19 protein-coding genes are annotated in these 24147 nt (G+C 57.3%); 6 read left to right on the forward strand and 13 right to left on the reverse strand.

What is annotated here, in order from left to right; all coding sequences use genetic code 11:
* Window positions 1-89 precede the first annotated feature (89 nt).
* Window positions 90-2741, reverse strand: coding sequence for a DNA mismatch repair protein MutS (mutS, locus tag ACZ48V_RS08175; RefSeq protein WP_464538260.1), 2652 nt, complete (start codon window positions 2739-2741; stop codon window positions 90-92).
* Window positions 2742-3207: 466 nt separating this feature from the next.
* Between mutS and ACZ48V_RS08180 the strand changes: the two genes are divergently transcribed.
* Window positions 3208-5733, forward strand: a complete 2526-nt coding sequence (locus ACZ48V_RS08180; protein ID WP_464538261.1) for an acyl-CoA dehydrogenase — start codon at window positions 3208-3210, stop codon at window positions 5731-5733.
* 361 nt (window positions 5734-6094) lie between these two features.
* On the opposite strand, the gene ACZ48V_RS08185 is transcribed toward ACZ48V_RS08180, so the two are convergent.
* Window positions 6095-6772, reverse strand: a complete 678-nt coding sequence (locus ACZ48V_RS08185; RefSeq protein ID WP_464538262.1) for a hypothetical protein — start codon at window positions 6770-6772, stop codon at window positions 6095-6097.
* 316 nt (window positions 6773-7088) lie between these two features.
* Here ACZ48V_RS08185 and ACZ48V_RS08190 point away from each other — a divergent pair, with 316 nt between their 5' ends.
* The 4 genes from ACZ48V_RS08190 (at window position 7089) to ACZ48V_RS08205 (ending at window position 9271) form a co-directional block, all read left to right on the forward strand.
* Window positions 7089-7472, forward strand: a complete 384-nt coding sequence (locus tag ACZ48V_RS08190) for an endonuclease domain-containing protein (protein ID WP_464538263.1) — start codon at window positions 7089-7091, stop codon at window positions 7470-7472.
* Window positions 7473-7620: 148 nt separating this feature from the next.
* Window positions 7621-7821, forward strand: a complete 201-nt coding sequence (locus tag ACZ48V_RS08195; RefSeq protein ID WP_464538264.1) for a DUF559 domain-containing protein — start codon at window positions 7621-7623, stop codon at window positions 7819-7821.
* Between the two features lie 32 nt (window positions 7822-7853).
* Window positions 7854-8663, forward strand: coding sequence for a hypothetical protein (locus ACZ48V_RS08200; protein WP_464538265.1), 810 nt, complete (start codon window positions 7854-7856; stop codon window positions 8661-8663).
* 128 nt (window positions 8664-8791) lie between these two features.
* Complete coding sequence (locus tag ACZ48V_RS08205) at window positions 8792-9271, forward strand: hypothetical protein (RefSeq protein ID WP_464538266.1); 480 nt, start codon at window positions 8792-8794, stop codon at window positions 9269-9271.
* A 151-nt stretch (window positions 9272-9422) separates the two neighbouring features.
* On the opposite strand, the gene ACZ48V_RS08210 is transcribed toward ACZ48V_RS08205, so the two are convergent.
* From ACZ48V_RS08210 to ACZ48V_RS08240, 7 genes are all read right to left on the reverse strand, one after another.
* Window positions 9423-11597, reverse strand: a complete 2175-nt coding sequence (locus ACZ48V_RS08210; RefSeq protein WP_464538267.1) for a Piwi domain-containing protein — start codon at window positions 11595-11597, stop codon at window positions 9423-9425.
* Window positions 11598-11890: 293 nt separating this feature from the next.
* Window positions 11891-13330, reverse strand: coding sequence for a hypothetical protein (locus ACZ48V_RS08215; protein WP_464538268.1), 1440 nt, complete (start codon window positions 13328-13330; stop codon window positions 11891-11893).
* 91 nt (window positions 13331-13421) lie between these two features.
* On the reverse strand, window positions 13422-13760 hold the full coding sequence (locus ACZ48V_RS08220) for a hypothetical protein (protein ID WP_464538269.1): 339 nt from the start codon (window positions 13758-13760) through the stop codon (window positions 13422-13424).
* Window positions 13761-13813: 53 nt separating this feature from the next.
* Complete coding sequence (locus ACZ48V_RS08225; protein WP_464538270.1) at window positions 13814-14323, reverse strand: transposase; 510 nt, start codon at window positions 14321-14323, stop codon at window positions 13814-13816.
* Window positions 14283-14816, reverse strand: coding sequence for a transposase (locus ACZ48V_RS08230; RefSeq protein WP_464538271.1), 534 nt, complete (start codon window positions 14814-14816; stop codon window positions 14283-14285). Before ACZ48V_RS08230 ends, ACZ48V_RS08225 begins: the two co-directional genes overlap by 41 nt.
* Complete coding sequence (locus tag ACZ48V_RS08235; protein ID WP_464538272.1) at window positions 14797-16887, reverse strand: AAA family ATPase; 2091 nt, start codon at window positions 16885-16887, stop codon at window positions 14797-14799. Before ACZ48V_RS08235 ends, ACZ48V_RS08230 begins: the two co-directional genes overlap by 20 nt.
* Window positions 16888-17071: 184 nt before the next feature.
* Complete coding sequence (locus ACZ48V_RS08240) at window positions 17072-17665, reverse strand: T4SS efffector SepA family protein (protein ID WP_464538273.1); 594 nt, start codon at window positions 17663-17665, stop codon at window positions 17072-17074.
* A gap of 512 nt (window positions 17666-18177) precedes the next feature.
* On the opposite strand from ACZ48V_RS08240, the gene ACZ48V_RS08245 reads away from it, so the two are divergent.
* Window positions 18178-18552, forward strand: coding sequence for an endonuclease domain-containing protein (locus ACZ48V_RS08245; protein ID WP_464538274.1), 375 nt, complete (start codon window positions 18178-18180; stop codon window positions 18550-18552).
* Window positions 18553-18636: 84 nt separating this feature from the next.
* Here the strand turns inward: ACZ48V_RS08245 and ACZ48V_RS08250 are convergent, their stop codons facing one another.
* The 4 genes from ACZ48V_RS08250 to ACZ48V_RS08265 all read right to left on the reverse strand — a co-directional run bounded on the left by ACZ48V_RS08250 (window position 18637) and on the right by ACZ48V_RS08265 (window position 24089).
* Complete coding sequence (locus tag ACZ48V_RS08250) at window positions 18637-18933, reverse strand: HigA family addiction module antitoxin (RefSeq protein WP_464538275.1); 297 nt, start codon at window positions 18931-18933, stop codon at window positions 18637-18639.
* Between the two features lie 5 nt (window positions 18934-18938).
* Entirely contained in the window at window positions 18939-19226 is a 288-nt protein-coding gene (locus tag ACZ48V_RS08255) for a type II toxin-antitoxin system RelE/ParE family toxin (protein ID WP_464538276.1), read from the reverse strand.
* Between the two features lie 333 nt (window positions 19227-19559).
* Window positions 19560-20579, reverse strand: coding sequence for a helix-turn-helix transcriptional regulator (locus ACZ48V_RS08260; RefSeq protein WP_464538277.1), 1020 nt, complete (start codon window positions 20577-20579; stop codon window positions 19560-19562).
* A gap of 63 nt (window positions 20580-20642) precedes the next feature.
* Window positions 20643-24089 carry a UvrD-helicase domain-containing protein gene (locus ACZ48V_RS08265; protein WP_464538278.1) on the reverse strand — a complete coding sequence of 1149 codons (3447 nt, stop codon included), beginning with the start codon at window positions 24087-24089 and terminating at the stop codon, window positions 20643-20645.
* Between the last annotated feature and the right edge of the window lie 58 nt (window positions 24090-24147).

A 24147-nucleotide genomic window follows, 5' to 3' on the forward strand; every position in this document is an offset into this window, starting at 1 on the left:
TTCTATTGGATCCCCGCCCAGAAGGGATACGCTGAGCATCGCAAGAGCGGACGGCCTGCTCGTCCCTCCACACGTCCAAGTGTCCAATCCTACTCCACCATCTCCTTCAGCTCTGCAATCTTCATGAGCGCCTCGATGGGCGTCATGCGGTTGGGGTCGATGGATTGTACGGCTTCTTTGAGCGCTTCGGCTTTGGGGTCCGCCTGCTGGAAAAGCGACATCTGGCCCATCACGCCGTCTTCCATGTCCGGCACCTCGTCGGCATCGGGGGCAGCAGCATCCGGATTCGCCGTGCCCTCGGTATCCACCGCCAGGTCCTGCTGCTCCAGGTGCGCCAGAATCTCGCGGGCACGGTGGATGACCAAGTCGGGGAGCCCCGCCATACGCGCCACCTCGATGCCATACGAGTGGTCGGCCCCGCCCGCTACGAGCTTGCGCAGAAAGATGATCTCGCCGTCGTGCTCCTGCACCTGGATGCGATAGTTGCGCACCCGATCCAGGCGCTCGGCCAGCGCGTTCAGTTCGTGGTAGTGCGTCGCAAACAGCGTGCGGGCAGCTACCTCGGGCTGCTCGTGCAGATACTCGACCAGCGCCCAGGCAATCGACAGCCCGTCGAACGTGCTCGTACCGCGGCCCACCTCGTCGAGCAGGATGAGCGAGCGCGACGTGGCGTTGTTCAGGATGTTGGCCGTCTCGTTCATCTCGACCAGAAACGTGCTCTCGCCCGCCGCCAGATTGTCGGAGGCGCCCACCCGCGTAAAGATGCGATCGACCACGCCAATATGTGCCGCATCCGCCGGGACAAACGCGCCGATCTGGGCCAGCAGCACAATCAGCCCCGTCTGACGCAGCGCCACGCTCTTCCCGGCCATATTGGGTCCGGTGATGATGAGCACCTGCTGCGTGTCTGGATCCACGCGGACGTCGTTGGGGATGAACGCCTCACCGGCCTGCAGCGAGCGCTCCACCACCGGATGCCGCCCCGCCTCGATGTCGATCACGAGGCTGTCGTCCACGGTTGGCTGCACGTAGTTGTGCGTCTCGGCGCCGTGGGCCAGCGCCGCAAACACATCCAAACGGGCCAGCTGATGCGCATTATCCTGGAGACGCGGCGTGTACTCGGCAATCACCATGCGCAGTTCGTTGAACAGCTCATGCTCCAGCTGCTCGATCTTCTCCTCGGCGGTCAGGATCTTCTCCTCGTACTCCTTCAGCTCCGGCGTGATGTAGCGCTCGGAGTTCACCAGCGTCTGCTTGCGGATGTAGCGGTCGGGCACCTTCTCGGTGTGGGTGTTTGTGACCTCAATGTAGTAGCCGAACACCTTGTTGAACCCGACTTTGAGCGACGGAATGCCCGTGCGCTCGGACTCCTCCTGCTCCATATCGGCCACCCACTGCTTGCCCGACGAGGCCACCTCGCGGAGTTCGTCAAGCTCATCGCTGTAGCCGTCGCGGATGAGCCCGCCCTCGCTTATTTTCGCAGGCGGGTCGTCGACGAGGGCTTCCTGGATGCGGTCGACCACGTCCGGGCAGAGCGTCAGGGCGTCGTTCAGGGATGCCAGCGCTTCGCATCCGGTATCCGTGACAAACGGCTTGAGGCGCGGCAGCTGCTTGAGCGTGAGCTTAATCGCAATGAGATCGCGGGGCCGTGCGCGTCCGGTGGCTACTTTGCTGGCGAGACGCTCCAGGTCGCCCACCTGTGCCAGCTCCTCACGCAGATCGGCGCGGCCCGTCTGCGCATCCACCCAGTGCGCTACGGCGTCTTGTCGTGTCTGGATGGCTTCCACGTCGCGCAGCGGACGCACCAACCACGAGCGCAGGAGCCGCGCGCCCATGGGGGTCTGCGTCGTATCCAGCATGTCGATGAGCGCGCCCTCCGCATCCTCCTGCATGGGACGCACCAGCTCCAGGTTGCGCTTGGTTTCGGCATCGAGGGCGATGTGCTCGTCCTGCTCGTACCTCTGAATCCGCCGGATATGCGGCACCGCGCCTTTCTGCGTTTCCTGCAAGTAGTGCAGCACTGCCCCCGCCGCCACGAGCCCCGTGTCCATGTGCTCCACGCCGAATCCCTTTAGCGAGTGCGTGTCGAAGTGCTGCGTGAGGGTTTCATAGGCAAAGTCATAGCCAAAAACCCAGTCCTCTTGCGGCGTAACGGCCACCTCCTTCGCCATGCGATCGGGCACGCGCCCCTTCTGGCGCTTGTCGACGAGGATCTCCGAGGGGGCAATGGACTGCAAGAGCGGGAGTACATCCGGGGCGGCGATCTCCGTCACCGCAAACTCGCCGGTCGTCGCATCCAGAAAGGATACGCCGGCGGTATCGCCGTTCCAGTGCACGGCAGCCACGTAGGTGGACTGCTTCGGATTCAGCAGCTGGTCGCGGAACGACACGCCGGGTGTTACGACCTCCACCACGTCGCGGTCTACGACCTTGCCACTTGAGCTGCTGGCATCCTCGATCTGCTCGCAGATCGCCACGCGCAGTCCCGAGCGGATCAGCTTGGGCAGGTGGCTATCCACGGAATGATGCGGAAAGCCTGCCATCGGCACGTCGTCGGCCTCGCCGTTGTTGCGGGTCGTCAGCGTAATCCCCAGAATGCGGCTCACCGTTTTCGCATCCTCGTCGAACGTCTCGTAGAAATCGCCCATGCGAAAGAGGAGTACGGCTTTCGGATGGCGCTCTTTGATGCTGTAGTACTGCCGCATCAGCGGCGTGCGGCCTTTCTTAGTGGAGGTTGCCATAGGGGGATGCGCAGCGGATCAGCCCAAACAGAATGACGAAGCGGCCCGTGGCGATACGGGCACGCGTGTTAAGATACAAAACCTATTGGATGACGTGCCGAACTGCAACGAGGCCCCTACCCCACACCGTGAAAATCGCCGGAGGATCGGGCGTATGGGGGAGGGAGAACGTGAGGTGGGGCAGGGAAGACAAGCCTCCCATCCGACGCGCGGAGAGCTGGCAGCAGGGCGGGAAGGGAGCGCCTACGAGCCGGGGCGGGCGAGAGGGGCACAGCGCGGCTCGATGGCGCGGTGCATTACAATAAAAAAGAAGACCTGGCGCATGCAAAAATGGAGTTCTTGCAAAACATAACACTGTTAACTATGTTAGTGTTGTAACTTAACGGTGTTAACTGCACGCCAAAGCGCTCAAAACCGGGCGCAAAGGGGAGTCGCTGTCTTGTCTGATTACGAATGAGGTGATCTTATGGAACCACTTGTAGAATTTTTTGCCACCGCCCCGCTCTGGGGCATCGGCGCGGGCGTTGTGCTCGTTGCTTTTGTGCTCGGGTTTACCGGAGCACCGCTCTGGACGTGGGCGATCGCGGGTGCTGTTGGACTGCTTGGCGCCGACGTAGGCCTGGCGGTCTGGATTCCGTACCTGGCGCTGGTAGCGCTTTTTAACGTACCGCCGCTGCGCCGACTTCTGTCTGGAGCCGTAATGCGTACGATGGAAGCGCTTCAATTCCTGCCGGCGATCTCAGAGACCGAGCAGACGGCCATCGACGCCGGTACGGTGTGGATGGATGCTGAGCTGTTCTCGGGCAAGCCGGATCTGAAGAACACGCTCGATCAGCCATTCTCAGAGCTGACCGATAAGGAGCAGGCGTTCCTCGACGGTCCGGTCGATGAACTCTGCGAGATGATCGACGACTGGGAGATCCACCAGCGTGGCGACCTGCCAGAGGAGGCATGGGCTTATCTGAAGGAGAAGGGCTTTTTCGGGATGCTGATCCCGGAGTCGTATGGCGGACTCGACTTTTCGGCGGAGGCGCGTAGCGCGGTCGTGGAGAAGCTGGGGACGCGGTCGCTGCCACTGTCGATTTCGGTGATGGTACCGAACTCGCTGGGTCCGGCTGAGCTGCTCCTGCACTACGGCACCGAGGCGCAGCGCGACCACTACCTGCCCAAGCTGGCCAGCGGTGAGCTGCTGCCGGCGTTTGCGCTCACCGAGCCCAATGCGGGGTCGGATGCGGGCGCCATGACCTCAAGCGGAGAGGTCTTCCGCGACGAGGACGGCGAGCTGAAGATTCGCCTGAACTGGAAGAAACGCTACATCTCGCTTGCCGCTATCGCGGGCGTGCTCGGGCTTGCCTTTAAGCTGCATGACCCAGAGAACCTGCTCGGCAAGGGCGAAGACCTCGGCATCACCTGCGCCCTCGTTCCGACCGACCTCGACGGCGTGAAGCTCGGACGCCGCCACGATCCGCTCGGCATTGCGTTCTACAACTGCCCGACCGAGGGCGAGGACGTAGTCGTGCCGATCGATGCGATTATTGGCGGCAAAGACGGTGCGGGCAAAGGCTGGGGTATGCTCATGGATGCGCTCTCGGCCGGACGTGGCATCATGCTGCCGGCGCAGGCGACCGGTGGCGTGAAGTACTGCACCCGTGTGGCGGGTGGACATGCTGCGGTGCGCGAGCAGTTCGGACTGCCAATCGGCAAGTTTGAAGGCATCGAGGAGCCGCTGGCACGCATGTCGGGCTACGCGTACATGCTCGAAGCTGCACGCAAGTACACCAACGGCGCGGTCGACAACGGCGAGAAGCCGTCGGTTGTCTCCGCGATCGCGAAGTACCAGTTTACGGAGCTGCAGCGCGATGCGGTCAACGACGCGATGGACGTGCTCGCCGGAAACGGCATCTCGCGCGGCCCGAAAAACCTGATGGCGAATGCCTACACCGGCGTGCCGATCAGCATCACGGTAGAGGGCGCAAACATCCTGACCCGCACCATGATGATCTTCGGACAGGGCGCGATTCGCTGCCATCCGTATGCGCTCAAAGAGATCGAAGCGCTCATGGAAGGCGATGTAAACGCATTCGACAAAGCCTTTTGGCCCCATATCGGACACGTGGTCCGAAACGGATTCCGGGCATTCGGGCTGAGCCTGACCCGCGGCCGCCTGGCCCCGTCGCCCGTGAGCGGGCCCTCGGCGAAGTACTACCGCAAGCTCGCATGGGCCTCGGCCAGCTTTGCCTTCTGGGCAGACGTGGCGATGGGGACCCTCGGCGGTGGTCTGAAGCGGAAGGAGAAGATTACCGGACGCTTCGCGGATGTGCTCTCGTGGATGTACATGGCGACGGCCACGCTGGCACGCTTCGAGAAAGAAGGGCGTCCGAAAGAGCAGGAGCCGTTCCTGCACTGGTCGCTGCAGTTCGCGTTCGCGCGTATTGAGGAGGCCTTCGAAGGGCTCTATACGAACCTGAAAGTGCCTGGACTGACGTGGGCGTTGCGCGGCATCATTGCGCCGTGGTCGCGTTTCAACACGATCGGTTCGGATCCGTCTGACGATCTTGGCCACACTATCGCGCGAGCCATCCAGCAGAAGGACGGCGCCCGCGAGTGGCTCACGAAGGGCGTGTACACCAACACCGACCCAAGCGACCCGATCGGACAGCTGGAGCATGCGTTTGAGCTGAGCCGCGAGGCCTACCACGTGGGTCAGACCATCAAAGACGCGGTGCGCAGTGGCGACCTGCCGAAGAAGCGTCCGCTTGCGCTGCTTGACGAAGCGCTTGAGAAGGGCATCATCAGCCAGGACGACTACGACCTGGTGCAGCGTGCCGAGGCCGCGAAGGCCCAGTACGTGAAGGTCGACTCGTTTACGCTCGACGAGTATCGGTCCAGCATTACCCTGCCGGGCGCACCCCGCGGCGATGGAGCCCCGGCTCCACAGACTGCAGGCGACGGCGCTCCAGCGGCCACGCCAAGCGATCCAGAAACGGCGTAACGGCCATCCATCGTGCATGTGCGTTCGTGCACGGTTTCCTCGACGGGAGCAGCCCGGTCCATCCCCGATGGATCGGGCTGTTGTGTGTTAGGAGGATGCGAGCGCGCACTCCAAGTTTGCGGCTAGTCGCCCCTCAAGCGATGTTCTGCCGGATACAGACGGCGGTTGACGTCCCTGCGGGCTCTGCACTGAACGAGCGAATGCGGACTCGCGCCCGTCAGGATCTCCTCCATCCTGACCTGCCTCTCCGAGGAAGGAAGGAGCTGTGGGGGCATATTTCCAAAGTCCCCCCTCAGAGAAAAAGATTGGGGGGAGTATCTAAGCGCACGCGTTTCTTCTGCCCTGATTGCTGAAGCCCCCATCACCCCTCCGCATCACGATCTTCGCGGAGGTACACCACGAACGTAGACGGGTCGTAGTCGAAGTGCTCCAGCAGGTGTGCAATGCGGTCGCGGATGTTGTTGGCCGACAGGTTCAGTTCGACCCACAGTCCGGGCACCACCTCGCGTGCTTTCCGCATGCCTTCGCCCGACGATGCGAACATGCGGTTGCCCCGGTTGGTCTCGAACGCCTCATCCGTAGCGATACGCGCAAAGGCATCGCCTTCAAGGCGGGCCAGCAACCGAATGACGCGCTCGTACACGGCCCGCCAGGTCCGCAAGTCCTTCGCGGCACGTCCTTCAAACACAAACCCGTACGGACGCTTGTAGCGGAAGTCCTCATCGAGCGTGTGTCGCTGTGAGCGATCAAGCTCCTGAATGATGCGGTCGTGCTCTTCGGCATCCACATCGGGGTCTGTGGCCTCGTCATCGGCAGCCACGCTGGTGTAGTCGGTGATCAACTGCTGGATCTGCTCGGCAGCCTGCGCAAACTCGGTCATCGCCGCATTGTACTCCTGCTTGAAGGCCACACCGGCTTCCAATTCATCCGGATCGTTGTGGTCGATGCTGAGCCAGATGTCGTCGGATAGATCGAGCAGGTTTTCGTTGGTACGCTCCAGGCTGCTCAGGATCTGGCTGATGCGTTCGCGTTGGGTCATGGTCAGCTGTGGATTTGTTAACGGAAAAGAAGATGTCGGGATGCCTTGGGGGATCTGCGTGGTTGTACTGGGCGGGGTGGGTGGGCGGACAGGGGGTGTCCGGGTGTGCCTCGGGTACTGAAGCGTCGAGACTATGCATGTCGGTCCAGACTCGCACTCAACGGCATCCCCTCCATCCTAACCTTCCTCCCCGAGGAGGAAGGGACTTTGGGGAGGCGTTCTCAAAGTCCCCCTCAGAGGAGGATTTAGGGGGAGGGAAGTGCGTAGGCTTCTGGGTAACGTCTCGCGCATGCCGAACGACAAGACCAAAAGCACGATGCGAAAACTCCCTCAAGATAAAAGCCTGCGTCCGGTGGCGCGGGAGCTTCGCAGGAACATGACGAAGAGCGAACGACGGCTGTGGCATCGGATTCGCGGGAAGCAGATACACGGCGTTACGTTTCGACGGCAGTACATTATTCAGCGGTATATCGTCGACTTCTACTGCCGCCCGCTGCGCCTTGCAATCGAGGTAGACGGCCTTACACACGAATACCCCGATGTGACCCGACACGACCGGGTTCGTCAGGCGGATCTGGAAGCGCTGGGCATTACGGTGCTGCGCTTCACGTCGAAAGATGTCCTTCAAGATACAGACCGCGTCGTTGAAGCTATTGCGGGATGGGTTGCTGGACGAGTAGATTCAGATTCCCATCCGTGAGAAGACCCCTCCATCCTAACCTTCCTCCCCGAGGAGGAAGGGATTGGGAGGGCACTCCTTAGGTCCCCCCTCAGAGGAGGGGGGTTTAGGGGGAGGGATCAGGGTAGGCCGTCGTTAGGCTGCTCCGGACACAATAAAGATCAGCAGGATGCGGAAGCTATCTCAAGATAAAAGCCTGCGTCCGGTGGCGCGGGAGCTTCGCAGGAACATGACGAAGAGCGAACGACGGCTGTGGCATCGGATTCGCAGTGCATGCGTGGTTGAGCACTCCCTTACACAGCAAGGAGCAACGCAGTGGACACACAATGTCCGGCCCAGCGTGCTCGCGAGTACATACAGCGCAACATAATGCTGCTTGTCCGACTCGACCCCTTCTGTGCCATGAAAACGCGAAACGTCACTTTTGTCCGCCCCAACGATGCCAACTACCGATCGCACTGTGCCTATTATGCACAAACGAATCGCTCCCTACGCGATACGTTAGACCCCTCTCCGCTGCAGAAGTTGTCCAGAGCGATGGAGGCGGTGTTTCGGGCCTGGCTGGATCGGCACGTCTCGCTGTCAGCCCGCCGCATCCTCCGATACGAGTACCTGAAGCGTTCGGGACAGTACCGCACTTGCTTCAAAGAAATCGACGCGGTTGAGGTAGCAGGCCCTGATAGTGCCCGTCCGGTGCGGCTGTTTGAGATGAAGTGTTCTACCAATGCCACGTCGCTTCGTGCGGCAGGAAGCCAACTCATGAAAGCCATCCGACCGCTCCGGTGCCGGTGGCGCGGCATCTACCGCCACGCTGTGCTGGTTGCAGTGCTCCCCGAGCAGATGAACCTTCCCGTGCCCATCACGCCGCTGGATGCAGGGCTGCTGATCCCGGAGGAGGCCACGCCCGATCAACGCATCAACACGTACCTCGATGCGGAGGCGCTGTGGCAGTGGGGCCAAGACACCGGAGCCCTGAAAGCACCAGTCGGTCTGTTGGAAGCGGCGCAAGAGGAAGCGAGGGCGACGATCGAGCGACGCCGGCAGCGTCGCGCGCTCAAGCAAAAGGGTGTGCCCAAGAGCAAGTGGCCTGAGCATGTGAAGCCAGCAGCTCCGGACGTGCCCGAGACGGAAATCGCCACGTACGGTGATGCGGCGCCGTCGGTCTCGTCGCTGGGCGCTGCGCTTCAAGAGGCTCTTGAAGCTACCGAATAGCCGTCCGATACCGATGTGCTCTACAAAAAGGCGAATCGGGATCATGCCTAACCGGCATACACGCCCTTGGAGTTCGGATCAGGCGCCGTTCATTTTCGCTATTCCTATTCTTGAATCCCAGGTAGCGGATGCAAAAACCAATCGCTAAGAACTTACGATACATCCATGAGAAAAGAGACGGCGTCTACCAACTATTGCACCGCTACGACCCGCCTTTAGGCCCACACGGACGCACAAATTACGGACCGAACATCGGATTCGTAAGTGATGGAGATGCCCGAACACTGCACAAGCATACCGAAAACGGCGATGAGTTCAAAGTTGCATTGTACGAGTTCATTATGCAGCGGGATACTCAGGTGGACTTAAGCGCCGACGAGTTGAAATTTAAATTCGACCGGGACAATGGGCTGTGTGAGCTTCGAGGACGTCCTGACAGAGGAGAGGGTGATTGGCACACAGGATTTACCGCATGCATTGGCATCAAGGACGCCGCCCGAATTGCCCAGGCATCTGATGGACTCGACGCGTTCAAGCTTGGGTTGCACGAGTTCGCGAAACAGCACTTTAAGCGCCGCCTTGAGTCCAGAGGGATAGACGTAGAATGAGCGGCAGGCCTCCCCAAAAGCTGGGGGAATCTAATCTGGGAGATGCAATCCGTCGCCATCAGTCCAGCTTTTCGGGTGCACCTCGGACGTGGGAGAAAAGCAAGGTAGGTAGGATTATCTGGTACATGGGTCTGTCGGCGTTCAGCACTCCTTACAGCCAATATGGCCGATTCCCGGTTCGGTCGGGTGGTCGAACACCGTTCTGGAGTCGTTCGGCAATGCGGTCGGCATAGTGAAGAGTTACCGGGAGCCGAGGGGGCCGCACCGAGCCGTGATGCACCAGTGTCAAGGAAAGCACAGAGTGAAGGGCCTCTTCAAGCGAAAGCCCGTCGCTACGCACTTTAATGTGCAGCGGGCGTGCCGTGGAGCGCTTTGAGGGAGGCGGACTGGATGCCAGGAAAGCCGTGTGGTCGTCCAACTTGAAGTAGTCGCCTTTAGCGGCCTGAATGGTATTGCCTGAGCTGTGCTGGTATAGCCGCGCTGCACCCTGTTTCCGTACCTCTACAAGATGAAATGTCGAATCCATCTCATTAGCCAAATCCTGAAGCGTCTCAACTTCTTGTCCGCGAAATGGGCCATCGCGATGGATGAGTACACGGCGTTTGCCGTACAACTCCTCAGGAAAAATGCGCCGTAGTATATGTGGGGGAACGGTTTCCCCTTCTACACTTGCGTCCTCAATACAGTACTGCAAAAGGCGGCCATCTGCTGCATACAGATGAGCTGAGGCCGCAACACTTATCGTACCCCCAGCGCGCTGCTTTTTGCGTCGCCCAATATCAAGGCCTACCACGCGGTCAGTGTATGGAAGCGGCTCTTTTAATACGTACGGCACGCCACCCATTTTGGCTGCGAGTCCCAAAGCGATGTTGTCAATTGCCCATTCGTTATTGAGTGTGTTGTGTTGAACGACTTGATTGGGTAAACCACGTTGCACCGTGGCTTGCTTCCAGCATCGATAGAGATCACTCCGACGGTCCGGCATCACGAAGAGGGCACCATCTGCCACGGCCTGATCTGCTCCAGACTCACTCTCAGAGCCATTCTTATTTGTCGGCACCGACTGTGCAATAGAAGTAGCAGTCTTCCGCACCGCGTCTTCTGTCGCAGGTATGGTGTGGGGGACGACTTTAAGCCGAAGACCTAAGTGCCCAAGGGCCTTGATGAACTCTTTGCCGAAGGATGAGCGTGCGTCACCAATACGCGAGTCAGTCGTTTCAACGACATGAATATACGCTCCTCGATCATCAGCAGAAGAAGGCGGCGTAACGACGCCCCGTTTGCGAATCGCATATATGCTTACCTCTTCGCTATCACGTGAGGATGATCCACTTCCAAACTGCAATTTGGGTGGATAGCTCAAGTCAGATGCAGTTCCAAATACATCGGCAGCAGTACGGTCGCGGTAAGCTTGGTCAAGCCAGCCCCGGTTCTGCAGGGGAGCGGCCGCCTTTTGGATGAGAGCAACACGTTCTTCGGGGGAGAGGGTCAGTTTGTTCTGGACAGATGTTGGGATGTTGAGCTGATCGTAATGGCGCGGCTGTACAATGACATCCAGTGCGTCGAGCACATATTTGTAGGAGCGCTGCCCGGTCCCAAATGGGACAACAGAAACGACGGGGGTTTTGTCAGAAGCATTTGTAATGACCTTCTGCATAGCCGCAGGGGGGCCATAGTCCAGCAGGTCTTCTCGGTACTCGCCCAGTGAGCCTGGCTGGTGCTCGATGGTTCCTTTGAGCGGGCGATACGATTTGGTGCGATCCTTGACTGCAAGCCCTTCAAGTACGAGGTCAGGCTGCGTCTCATAGATTGTGATAAGCGGGTCCTGGTGGGTCACCTCGCTGTGAACAGAAAGCTGGAGCGCAGGCTGCCCATCAACAACATGCGGGGTGCGGGTGCAATAGCGCCGGATGTGGACCGGATCAACCCTACTGGCAGAGTCATTGAGCCGCGATCGCACCTTCCCCTTAATCTGGTGCCACTGTCCCCATGCCATAAAATCGGCTTGAGCACGAGCACTAACTTGGAAGTCAGGATCAGCGGTAATGGAACGAAGGTCTCGGTAGCGGTCATCGCCTGATCGGCGACAGGCCCGTGCAATAGTCTCCAAGTCTGAGGAATCAGCCTGAAACGGAGTTAGCAGGCGGCGACATGCCTTTGACCATACCCAGGAAGCATCGTAATCGGTATTGCGACGGATGGCCCATGGGATCCCACCTCCCACTGCATGAAGTACGTCCGACGAGGAAACCTTGATGCGATAGGCGTAGATCGGTGGCAATGCACCAGGCTGGATGGGGAAGACTTCCGTAAAGCGTGTAGACATAAAAGTGAAAGAAAGGCTGTGTTAGAGGCGTGCGAGAAGAGACAATGCGAATAGAAAGTACAACCAAAGGTGCGTCAGCACTTGCAAGCCCGCCAGCGCGAAACCAGCATCAAGGTTTGAGAACCCAAGGGCCGTGGCATGCAGTCTTATTGTTGAAAACATGTACCTGCTACATATCGCCGTGTATGGCTTTGCACCAGCTTGGTTAAACGGGCAGACGGAAGCAGGTAGTTAATGTGCGTTGTGAACCAACATACGATAATACGTGCATTCTCTCAATGATCGTGCACAAGTCAGCTAAGGATATCCACCGCCTGCTTTGCAATGTGGTCAAACCACTTCACCATGAAAGGCGAACTCCATTTTTCCGAATTGGAGTTCATCCCGAAATGTGTATCCATGTCACAAGCTAAGATAGGCGGACATTTATCGTTGCTGGGCGCATCATCCGCCTTAGTGAAAAGGGTTGTATCGGTGCCCTGCCTGCAAAAGAGCGTGACGGTGGGGCGGATTTTACCAGTAGGAGCGCGTAACGAAGCCTCATCAGGATTACTGAGCTCCCATTCTTCGGTGTTGGAAATGGTCACGTCCATCGCTTTGGCATATGCCGACATGTAATAAGTCGCCGTGCGAAGCCCATCACGAAAGTAGCCTGCGCCCTCTTTTTCATCTTTCGTACTACCATTACGCTTTGCATCCCCCATCACAGAAATAGACTTGTCAGATCTGGTGTTAGTGAACGTGAGGCAGAGGTCTGGTTCACTATCGCTCGGGTCTACATTCTTTGCCATCCCCGCCGATTTACGTATTTGTACGTAAGCATCCGGACTGGGAGGCGACTTGCCAATCGTGACCGTAATCGGATGGATCGTATGCTGATATACGGCTCTGAATTTGCTTCCATCAAGACTGATGTTAGAGGGCTCCCACTCCTTTGTCTTGTCAACGACACGCATGACCGCCGTTATCACACTCACCTCCAGAATGTCGTTGAAAGCTTTGTTCTTTGCATCGATCGCGTCCTCGTACAGATCATCCTGCTGTTCAAGGACACTGTGCAGATGCTTGCGGATATGTCCAGGCTCGGGAATGCGATGCTGCTGAGCAAAGACACGCCGAATGGCGCGGGCTGCATCTTGTGCTGTTGGGCCGTGTTGCTCCAGTCGGTGAATGAGCGGAAGGGTTAGCGGACCTGGACGCACGGCGTGGCGGTCTGTGAGAGCATCTACAGCGTTGTTCAGGGCCTCACAGCGCTGCTGGTAGCTCTGTGAGGCACGTGAAAGCAGATCGCGCCACTGCCGCGCCTGATAGACGAGTGCGCCCATGAGTTGTGCATCAGGCACACGTTCGGTTACGCGATTCTGATAGCGGGTAGGTGGCTGTACCAGCGCTCGCTGATAGGTGCGGGGCCAGTCTACGTGCCGGGTTGGTGTATCCGTTTCCTTCCAGCGGGGCACAGACGTTTTGAGCGTGTGCTGCATGAGGGCAATCAACTTCCGCTCGGCGTCTTTCTGGAGCTGTGACTCCATTTGCAACATTTTGAGGAGCGCATTAACCAGCGGTGAATCTTCCCGCTCCTTCTTCTCCCCTGTAATACGTCCATGCACCTGCAACGACACCCAGCGCACCAGCTCTACAAGACTGTTATCATGCAGCCGCTTGCCGGCCCAGGCGATCTGTGAGGTAAATAGATTTAGGTCTGCTTCAGTGGAAACACGGTTGTGCGTGCTCATAGAAAATGTTGAGGTGAGAAAAGAAAGCATCCGAAAAGGCAAACTTCCCCTCTACAGCGGTTCACTTCACTGCAGAGGAGAAGCAGATACACTATGCCTCCTCAGAAAGCCAACCTTCCTCTATCAGCTCCTTGCGCAACCGATTTGCATCAAGGTTTGGGAGTCGTGTTTTTAGGTTTTCAAAGAGGAACTCTGCGATAGTTTGGTCGGATTTTAGGACTCTCTCGTATTTACTACCTTCATCACTCTTAGCAATTCGAAGCATGCGAAGGTCGCTACTTGAACCGACTTCAACATGCATGGACCAGAAAATGTGTTTGATAGCATCTCGCAACTTGTTGTCGCCGCCTGTTCCGGACTGCTCTAGTGATTCCAGTTGTGGGAAGACCTGGAGCACCAAGGCCAAGGCGAGGTAAGAGAGCACAAGCATCTCTGCTACTTTGTCTCTATCTACACTGGCTCATGTTAAGTCTGTGATGAAGCTTACAGTCCACACATCCGCTGTAGGATATCAGGACTCACATGGTCGTGGTTGAAGGCTAACTCAAACATCGCGACATACCCGGATAGGTAGTCTTTGTGTACGCCTCGAAACAGCCGCAGTCGGTTCCGTAAGCCGGTCCAGATGCCTTCGATCGTATTCACGTGCACCTCCCGAATTCCATCTCCATCCCGGTCGGCCGCCCAACCGGTGGAGTGGTTGATCGCCATCCGTTCTCGCGGTTCCTCCTCATCTTCAAGCCATAGGTACGAACGATTTTCATCGGTGTAAATGAGCGCCTCTTCACCAGTTTCTTCAGTAACGACCTCCTGGAGCGTTGCGGTTGTTGTGTCGGGGCAAACTTGGAAGCGGGCCGATCCAGTCTCACGACCGACCAGCCCGACAATCGGTACGCAGTCATTGGCATACGTTCCTCGTCCGCGCTGCTTGTTCGCTCGCTGTCGCGGGGGATCATTGGGATCGCGATGCGGATCTCCTTTTTTCCCCCGCATGTTGATACATCTCATCGACTTCAACTTCCTGATCCGAGGGTTCAGCCCCCTCTTCTGAATCCTCTTCTGGCCCTTCTGGACGATTTTCAGGAAGCCCTTGAGGACGTCTTTCAGGAAGCCCGACGCGTTCTCCGTTCTGAACCGCCTCTTGAATCCGGTGACGTCGCTTCAGCACGGACGGGTAGGCCAAATCCATCTCATCGGTCAACCATTTGGTCGGAATGCCCTTTGCAAATCCTCGAAGAAGCATCACAATGGTAGCGCAGTCGTACTGGGTCTTTGACCAGACCGTACCGGTGAAAATGTTGAACACCGACCCACATTCTCGGCACCGGTAGTCCAACACCGGGGCCCGACGGCGATCGTGGGGAGCCTGGTCGTCAGGCAGGGCATGTCCGTTCGGACAGGACAGGCCCTCCGGGTGAAGCGACCGCTTCAGATACTGATAACACTCGTCCTCGCTCAGAAGCTCATCAATCGGGAAGCCAATCATTGCAGCGGGCAAAGCGCTTGTTCTTGGAAACACATCGATGGAAACACATCGATGAAAACACATCGATGAAAACACATCGATGAAAACACATCGATGAAAACACGTTGGCTATAGCCTTGCAAAAATCTAAGCCAAAATTGTTCAGCCGCGAGCTAACATGAGCCTCTACACTTTGTTTTCCAGGCAACTTTTTCTCTTCTATCGCTCTAAAATCAATGGAGCGCTCTTTACCTGAACCCGGTGAGCGCATTCCCTCACCAACAAAGCGAATAACATCTTTGATTATTGCTATTCCGACTGATTTGCTTGAGATCAGATTATCAAACTCATGATCGGACCTGGATATACAAAAGAGACTATTGAGCTCTTTTCTTATGCTTTCTATTTTAGATTCTCCGCTATTTGTGACACTATTTTTTCCAGCAATATGCCAAGAATATTTCTCTAAGTTGAGATCGTCCGTTGTTCTCTCTATTTCACCCTTTTCGTCACTTTTGCCGTTTATTATTTGGCTGATGACCTCATTACTTGGTGCTTCTACAGGGATAAAAGCAAATCGACGCATCAATGCAAATGAGAGATTATTTAGTCCTGAGCGATCCGCATCATTCATGGTGCCAATCAGACGGAAGCGCCGAGGTACTCTGTAATCTCCTGGTTGTGCTTCGACGTGATCTGCAGTTGCTGGGATAATGCGAACAAATGAAGTAGACTTTGTCTTTTCCTCCTCCTCAACCAGTTCCCCATCCCCTTCTGTCAATTTCTCGAATGGAAGTTGCACGGCATCACCAGCCAAGACGGAAAAGAGTTCTCCAAAGCAGCTATCAATGTCGGCCCGATTGAACTCATCAATGATTAGCCATTTCGATACACCACTCTGTGGTACGGCACGTAAAAGAAACCCTTCTCGAAAAACCAGCCCTTTTCCATTTCGAGCAGGCATATACCGTCCGATAAGATCGCCTGAAGTCCAAGCTGGTGATGCTGTAACCATCAGAGGCCGTTGCCGTGTGGCCTTTTGCGCTAAAAAAGAAGCCAACTTTGACTTTCCACACCCAGGAGGACCGGTAAAAATCACATTCTTTCCTGCGTTTAGTGCAGCACAGGCAGATTCTATAACGTGCCAGGGGAAGTGCAATCCATCTTTTTCAAGATCTAAGAGAACATCACTCGGATTTAGATTCACCGGACGTACAGGTTCAAACAAATGCTTGGGAGGCAACCCCCAGTGATCTTCTGATTTTTTTTCCTTATCTGTATTGCTTTCGCCACCTTTATCATCTGCCAGAAACGATCCAATTCGTTTTTCCGAGTATACAGCGGCAACGGTCCAATAACTAACTACTGATCGGACTACACTCCACCATTTATCAAAATCACTATCGACCTCACCATTCTCTATTCTCATTGTCGGACTCTCAACCACAAGTCCTTCATCAATCTCAAGCCAGTTTTGTGATTCTGCCCCTATCCAATCATCGTTTTCATCACTCAACTTAATTGGGCACTGAAGTGACATACTTTCGGATTTGGGAGGAAACCACACCTCCAATATTTCGGGGTTGACCTGTTTATGGGGTTCTAAAGAAAGCTCCTTTTGAGGTATTTCGATTTCATTATTTATCTCTAGTAGTTTAAATAAGTTTTTCTTGTAATAAAAGTTTGTGGATATAGAATTACCTGCGGCGATGAATTCAACGTATCCTCTATCCGTTTTGCTTACTCGGCGGGTTTCTGAATTCTTTCCAATCGGGGTCGATTTAACTTCAAAGTTGATTTTAAACTCGTTCGCATTATCTGATTCACTTTTAGTAAAATCGAAAGTTACCTTCCAGCCTTCAATATTCACATATCTTCCGTTTTTTGAAGTGCTTAGATCAGAGTCGTAGTCAAAGTTAATGGAAAAAGAAGCTCCTTCTCGCACCCTTGCCTCAAAATCATTTTTCAGCTCACTAAAAATAATCTGCAAGGCTTCTTTCTTCTCTTCCTCCCTTTGATCCTCTATATTTTCCTCGTTGGAGGCTACAGTTTCAGAAGCCGCAGAAGGAGTTGCTTGTTGGTCGTCAGCCATAGGAAATTGTCTGTGTCAGGATAGGGAAAGAAAAGGTTCTGGCACCGGAGCACGCGGTGCAATTGCGTTCCGATAGGTACATTTTACAAGGTACCGTTCCGTGTTCTCACATTCAACCACCAACCCGTTGGGAATCGCAACGCATTCCCAACGGGTGAGGTACCTTGGTTGTGCAAATACATCTCTACACCACCGGCGGCGTCCAGGCCAGGCGGGCGGTGGCGCCAGGGTGAGCGGCTTGGGGCTTGTCGTGCCAGATGCAGTGGACAACGACCGGGACGCCCAGGTGCTGGGCCAGCGTGTGGCTGTGGGCCCACATGTGCATCGCACTCTGGTACTGGATGGAGATGCCCACGCCGGGCAGATAGCGGTAGCCGTCCTGCTCGTAGCGTTCAGCGCGCACGTTGAAGGGGGACGCTTCGGCGATCTCCTCGATCGTGTTGCACCGCGCGGCCAGCACGCGGTGGGCGAGCTTCGCGAGATCCGACCAGTTGCGTCCGTCGATCGCGTGTCCGGCAAAGTGGCCGTGGGCGATCTTGGTGTGGTGCAGATCGTCGGGATCGTCCGGGTCGAGCGTGAGGATGCGGGCGGTGTCGGCCTCGTCGATGGTGCCGGGGGCGCACGCATCCAGCAGCCGTTGAATGACAGTCTCGGGGGTGTCCTCGAATGAGGTGACGAGCGTTTCCAGGCGGTGGTAGGTGTCGGACTTCAGGGTAACGGTAGGCATAATGGGGTAGCGGTTGGTGTGTGGATGCGAGTGGTGTGGCGATCTATGCAAGCGGATCGCCCTTCCTTGATTACCGCTGCCTTATATAGCGATGGATTTGAGGGCGGACAGTGGGCGTCCGGGGTAGAATGAGATGGAAAGAGTGATGGCGGTTGCGAGACGCTTTGATGGCAGAGCCGCCCTGAACAGCGGGAAGATCCCGGATCTGCGGCGCTGGGGCGCCTTGTCCGGGATGACTTGTATCGGACGTTCCGAGGCAATTCAGGGAATGGGGGCTTTTGAGGTGCTTTTTGACTGTCAACTCGGATTTGTCGCCGTGCCTCTTGAAGATCTTCTCGGGCAAACCGATACTAGCGCTGGACTTCGCGCGTAATTGCCCTTATTTACTTTTTGTAGATGACAAGGTGGTTTCCCCTCCATCCTGACCTTCCTCCCCGAGGAGGAAGGGACTGTGGGTGCCACTTCCGAAGTCCCCCTCGGAGGAGGGGGATTTAGGGGAAGGGATTAGGATAAGCCGTCGTTAGGGAGCCCCAAACATTATAAAAATCAATAGGATGCGGAAGATGCCTCAAGATAAAAGCCTGCGTCCGGTAGCGCGCAGGCTTCGTAGGAACATGACGAAGAGCGAACGGCGGCTGTGGCATCGGATCCGGCGGAAACAGATACACGGGGTCACGTTTCGGCGGCAGTACATTGTTCAGCGCTACATCGTCGACTTCTATTGCCGCCCGCTGCGCCTCGCAATAGAGGTAGACGGCCTTACGCACGAATACCCTGATGTAGCCCAACACGACCGGGTTCGTCAGGCGGATCTGGAAGCGCTCGGCATCACCGTGCTCCGCTTCACGTCGAAAGACGTCCTGCAAGATACAGACCGTGTGGTTGAAGCTATTGCAGGGTGGATTGCTGGACGAGTAGATTCAGATTCTCATCCGTGAGAAGACCCCTCCATCCTAACCTTCCTCCCCGAGGAGGAAGGGACTGTGGGAGCCGCTTCACGGTGTCATTAGAGATCCAACAGCTCAGGCGTCGAACGGCTGCACATCCCGTTGGATCTCGTCGCCGTGTGTATCCAGCGCCTGTTCGAGGTCGTAGTCGGACTGGAGTCCGAGCCAGAACTCGGCGCTGTTACCAAAGAAGGCAGACAGTCGGAGCGCGGTATCAGCACTGATCCCGCGTTTTGCGTTTACAATTTCGTTGATGCGGCGCGGGGCGACGCGAATCTGGCGCGCCAGTCTGCTCTGACTCACGCTCATGGGCTTGAGAAACTCTTCGCTGAGCACCTCACCAGGATGGGTTGGAGGGATCTTCTGTGCCATGGGTATCAGTCGTGATAATCAATAATTTCGACGTTGTAGGCATCACCGTCATGCCACTCAAAGCAGATGCGCCACTGCTGATTGATGCGTATGCTCCAGCGTGCAGTACACGGGCCTGCGCTCATCTTCTTGAGCCGATTGCCCGGCGGCACGCGTAAGTCGTTTACGTCCTGGGAGCGTTTGATCATAAGTAACTTGCGGCGAGCCCGTTGCTGGATATCCTCAGGCAGTTTCTTGGAGTACTGCCGGTGATACACCTTTTCTGTTTCAGCGTCAGCAAATGAGCGAATCATACGGGCATGATGTCTTGTGTTATACGGTGGTATGTAATAGCTTGGATGTTAGTTTCGGGCCAGACTGACTGTAGTGCCGTGTCACAGGGCAATCTTGGGGTGATGCTCAATTTCTACAAACATGCTGAGAAGAAACCTACACCCTTGTCATTGCGAGCGCAGCGACGCAATCTCATGCTTTCAGGCCGGATACAGTTGCTCAATCAACGGCATGAGATCGCCGCGTCGGTCGCAGGCTCCCTCCTCGCGATGACAATGTTGGACCCTAACATTCACGTGTGACACAGCAGTAGCAACGTGTTTGGAGGGTCGTTGGTAAGACCGTGTTTACGTCTACGCATCCCCCTCTCCATACAAAGCAGCCATCGCCTCCGCATCCGCTTTGATCTGCTCGCGCAGCTCGGGCGGGCTTTCGACGCGGACGTGCGGTCCCCAGGCGCGCACGAACGAGGCAATACCCGCAAGCCCGGCGACCTTGAACGTCACCCGATACCAGCCGTCATCGAGCGGCTCTTCAGGAACGAACTGCTCGGGGTGATACTCTTTGCGCCGAAAGCTTTCGATCTTATCGGGATGGACATGCAGGTCTACCGTGTACTCATCTGAGTCTCGCATTGCGCCAAATGCGTTCTTGAAATACGTTTCGGCATCGAACGACCGTTTCCTGGGCTGGGGGTGTCCAACGGGTTGGGCGGATTCGATGCCGCCAAGGGCAAACGTGCGGTCATCTTCTCGCATCTCGCAGTATGCAATCAACAGCCACGACCCGTCTCGAACGGCAATAGTGTGCGGGTCCACAATCCGGTTGGGCGTGCGGGTGTCGCGATAGGCGCTGTAGTAATCAATCTTTATCTTTCGGTCGTCGCGGAGGGCTTCCAGAATGGCGTCGAATACGTCTCGGGTAAATGCGCTCCGACGCCCTGAGTCAAAGTACCACTGTTCATCCTGTCGCTCGAAGTCGAACGACGTGATTGCCTCCACGTCGCTGAGGTGCTCGGTAAGCTTCTGAACGGCTTCTTCCAGTGCATCGGAAAAGGGTGTCGGAGCCAGCATCGTTTTTGCGGCCATGGCTGAGATCTGAAGCGCCCGCAGCTCCTCGGCATCCAGGTTCAGATCGCTGTCGGGGTCTACCAGATGATGCTCTTCAGGGAAGCAGAACCGCTTTTCGCCGGTATTCTCATCCTGGTATCCGCGGACCTCAATCCCTTCGTTCTCCTGAATCTTGCGGATGTTGCGCCGGACAGTGCGCTTGGTTGTGCCGGTGAATTCGGCCAGTTCGGCGGACGTTGGCTCGTGGCCCTCGGCCAGGTAGCGACGAATTTTCTCGTAGGTGCTCAGGTTGGGTTTGGGCATGGGGGCAGTAGAAGTCGGTCATAGAAAAGAGACGAGGTGCAAATATGGGTGCTGTAGCACCGATCAAACGGCTATCAGCTGCCACGCGTCGTAGGGGGCGGTATCGGGCACGTCGGCGAACCAGAGGGCGCAGGTGCCGATGGGGGCGCCGGTTGCTTCGGTCCAGGCAGCGGCGTATGTCCGTAGGGGCGATTCGTAGTAGGTCACCCACTCGCGTAAGCGTTTGGCATCCTCCGTTGGGTTGCCTGTGTCGATACGATTGCTTTTATAATCGACCAGATGCCAGATGCCTTCGTGCCGGTAGAGCAGGTCAATAAGTCCCTGCTGCACAGCAGGATCTTCTTCGTGGGCAACGGGGCGTCCTACGGGAAGCTCGGTGTACACGCGGTCGGCAGCAATCACGTCGCTCCAGATGCGGCTGTCCAAAAAGCGCGTAATCATGCGGCGCAGGTGGGATGCGTGGTGCTCCGCCACGTCGTCGATGTGTTCGTGCAGGACCGCTTGCAGGTCGGCATCGGTGAGAGGCAGAATGGACTGGCGGTGCAGCACGATCTGTTCAAGCACGTCATGCAAGGCATTTCCGAACAGGGAGCCGTGGCCATTGACGTCATCGGGCAGACTCAGGGCTACTGTGCTGTGGTCATTCGATGGTTTGGCACGGGTGTATGATGGCGCGGCCTGTGACGCGCGCTGCTGACGCTGTTTGTCCACACGCGCCTCGATCCCCGAAATCACCTGCGGGCCGTGCATCGGTGTGTCGGACGGGTCGCTGGGTGGAGGCAGTTCAAGCTCGGGTACATCGGCCGTATCGCAATACGTATCGACAGCATCCCAGAAGTCTGGTTTGTAATTCCCGCTTTTATCGATGTAGCGAGATACGACAAGCATCTGCTTCGCGCGGGTAGCAGCAACGTACTGAAGACGGTGCTCTTCGGCGTTTTCCAAGGTTTTCTCGTGCGCGGTGAAGTCGTCCCATCTCTTGGGAGTGGCTTCGATACTGGTTCGATAATACCCCTTCTCAAACACTGGCACCACCACTTCATTCTTGTCGCGGCGGACATGTGCGGTGGGGTCGTGGTCGTTTGAACCGTACGGGTCGGCGAGGAAGACGACGTTGGCTTGCAGCCCCTTGGCTTTGTGCACATTCAGCAGCCGCACCGCGCCGTCGCGACCGGAGTCAGTGGTGTTGGGTTTTGCCCCCATGCCGGTTTCGAGGGTGAGGCCGTCAACGTCTACCTCGCCGTCGGCAATGCGCTGTAGATGCTGCCAGATATCGTAGGCCGACTCGCCCTTCGCGTCGAGCACGCGTGCGGTGTGTAGCAGTTGATGCGTGCGTCCAGCCTGCAGCGAAGCTTGTTCAGTATCGGTGGCAGCGTGGGCGTAGAGTCCGGTCTCGTCCAGGATCTGCTCCAGCGCTGCTGCCGGACGTTGGGTCTGGAGATGGGTCTGCGCATCTGAAAGCATGGTGTGGGCGTGGGTAAGTCGCTTGCGGAGCGCGGGCGGAATGTCCGTATCCAACAGAGCCTCTGCATCCTTCCACCACAACCCAAACCGGTACTCGGCTTGGCGGAGCGTGTAGAGATCGGCGTCGCTCATGCCCACAAGGGGGCCCCGCAAGTAGGCCAGGTGAGCCAGCGCGTCGTTGGTGCGGAAGACGCAGGTAAGGAGCTGAAGCAGTCCGCGCAGCGCGGGCGATTCGTCGGCGTCTTTGCTGCCTACGATGGTGTACGGGACGCCCTGCTCCGAGAGCGCTTCGGCGTAGGTTTGAAGCTGACCGGTATTGCGCGTCAGGATCATAAAGTCGCCAGGTACGCCGTCGACAAGGGTCTCGCCGTTTTCATCGTGCATGATAGGATCGGCGGAGTCGTGCGCCCGGCGGATGTACCGTGCGATGAAAGACGCGTCGTCTCCGGTGATGCTGGACCGGCTGTCGTACTTCTTGTACTCAATGGCGGACTGGTAGAGCACTGGATGGAGGGCATCGGCAGTGCGGTGCGGAACGAACGATGTGTACTCGGCCTGAACCGTTTCAGCGGGCAGGTTAGCGGGAGTCTGACCGCGATCATCCTCGAATGGGCCCTCGAATGCGTCGTTGAAGCGCTCACAGAGCGCCCGGAGCGATCGGAAGTTCTTCGTGAGTCGAACCGATTCGCCATGGGGCTGGCTGTCGATGAGATCGGCCACCTCGTTGAAGATGGCCATGTCGGCCCGGCGGAAGCGGTAGATGGACTGCTTGTCGTCGCCCACCACGAAGAGGGAGCCTTTTTTCGGATGGGTGGCGCGCCAGTCGGTTTCGTGGTGGCGCGTGCCGGTGAGGTAGAAGAGGATTTCGGCCTGCAGCGGATCGGTGTCCTGAAACTCATCGACCAGGAGACGGGGGCGGTCGTCATACTGCGCCTGCCACTGGGCACGCACGTCCGGGTTGTCGCGGAGCAGGTTGCGTGTATGATACAGCACGTCGCTCGACGAGAGCACGCCGCGCTCCTTGCGCAAGGCGATGAGTCGCTCGCGTCCGCCCACAGCCAGTTGGGTGCAGAGGCGGTGGACGTAAGCGTGCCAGCGCTTCACGGCAGGGTTCACGACCGTGCGTGTAAACTCTGGGGCCCCTTCATCCCGCAGGTCGTTTGTCGTGGCTTGCCCCATAATCGTGCCCTCCCAGTCTTTCCAACTGCCAACGCGTAGCACTTGGCTTGCCTCATCCAGCTTGTAGAACAGTTCCAGAAACTCCCCTTTTTCGCGAACTGTCGTTGGCTTTTTGACCTTTAGAATGCGGTGCGCCTTCTCAACGGCAACAGTGAATTTATAATTTGGGTTGATTTCGTCGGGGAGATAAGATGCCCACGTCTCCACAAACGCAATCGTCTGCTCAACGGCCTCAGTCAGGTCCGGCCTGGGAGCGTTTGCGCTGATGTGGGCGTCGAGGTCCGGGTACTTGGCGAGTTCGTTGTACATCGGGCGCAGGTCGGCGGGGTCGGTGCCGGTGTTTAGAAGCGCCTGGAAGTCCTCGGGATGCTCTTCGTAAGCGGATTCGAGATGAGCCTGCCAGGCTTCATCGCGCAGCCGTTGGAGGGGCAAGGCGTCGGTCTCCATCGTGAAGTCAGGCGGCAGCCCTGCACGCAGCGGAAAGGCCCGCAGGATCTGCACGCAGAAGCTGTGGATGGTGCCCACAAAGCACTGGTCGAGTTCATCGCGTGCGGTCTGGAGCCGGTTGGCCTCTTCCCCAGTCGCGTGCTCCTGCACCGCTTCAAAGCGCTCAAAGAGGCGCGCTTTCATTTCGCCGGCGGCTTTGCGCGTGAACGTAATCGCAGCGACGTCGCCGATGGAGGCGCCCTCGCGTACCAGCGCCTCGATGCGAGCAATCAGTGCGGTGGTCTTCCCGGCACCTGCCGAAGCGCGCACCAGAAAGTTTTTATCGGACTCGAAGTTAGAGCAGTCAGGCAACTGGTTCTCGCTGAACGGACCGATGCGGTCACGGGTCGTCTTGTCAGATTCGGAGGAGCGGTCAGGCATGAATGGAGTTGGGCTTTGATAGGAAACGAAGTAGCGTGCTGTGAGCAGGGTGGCACCC

Source organism: Longimonas haloalkaliphila, from assembly GCF_055379825.1.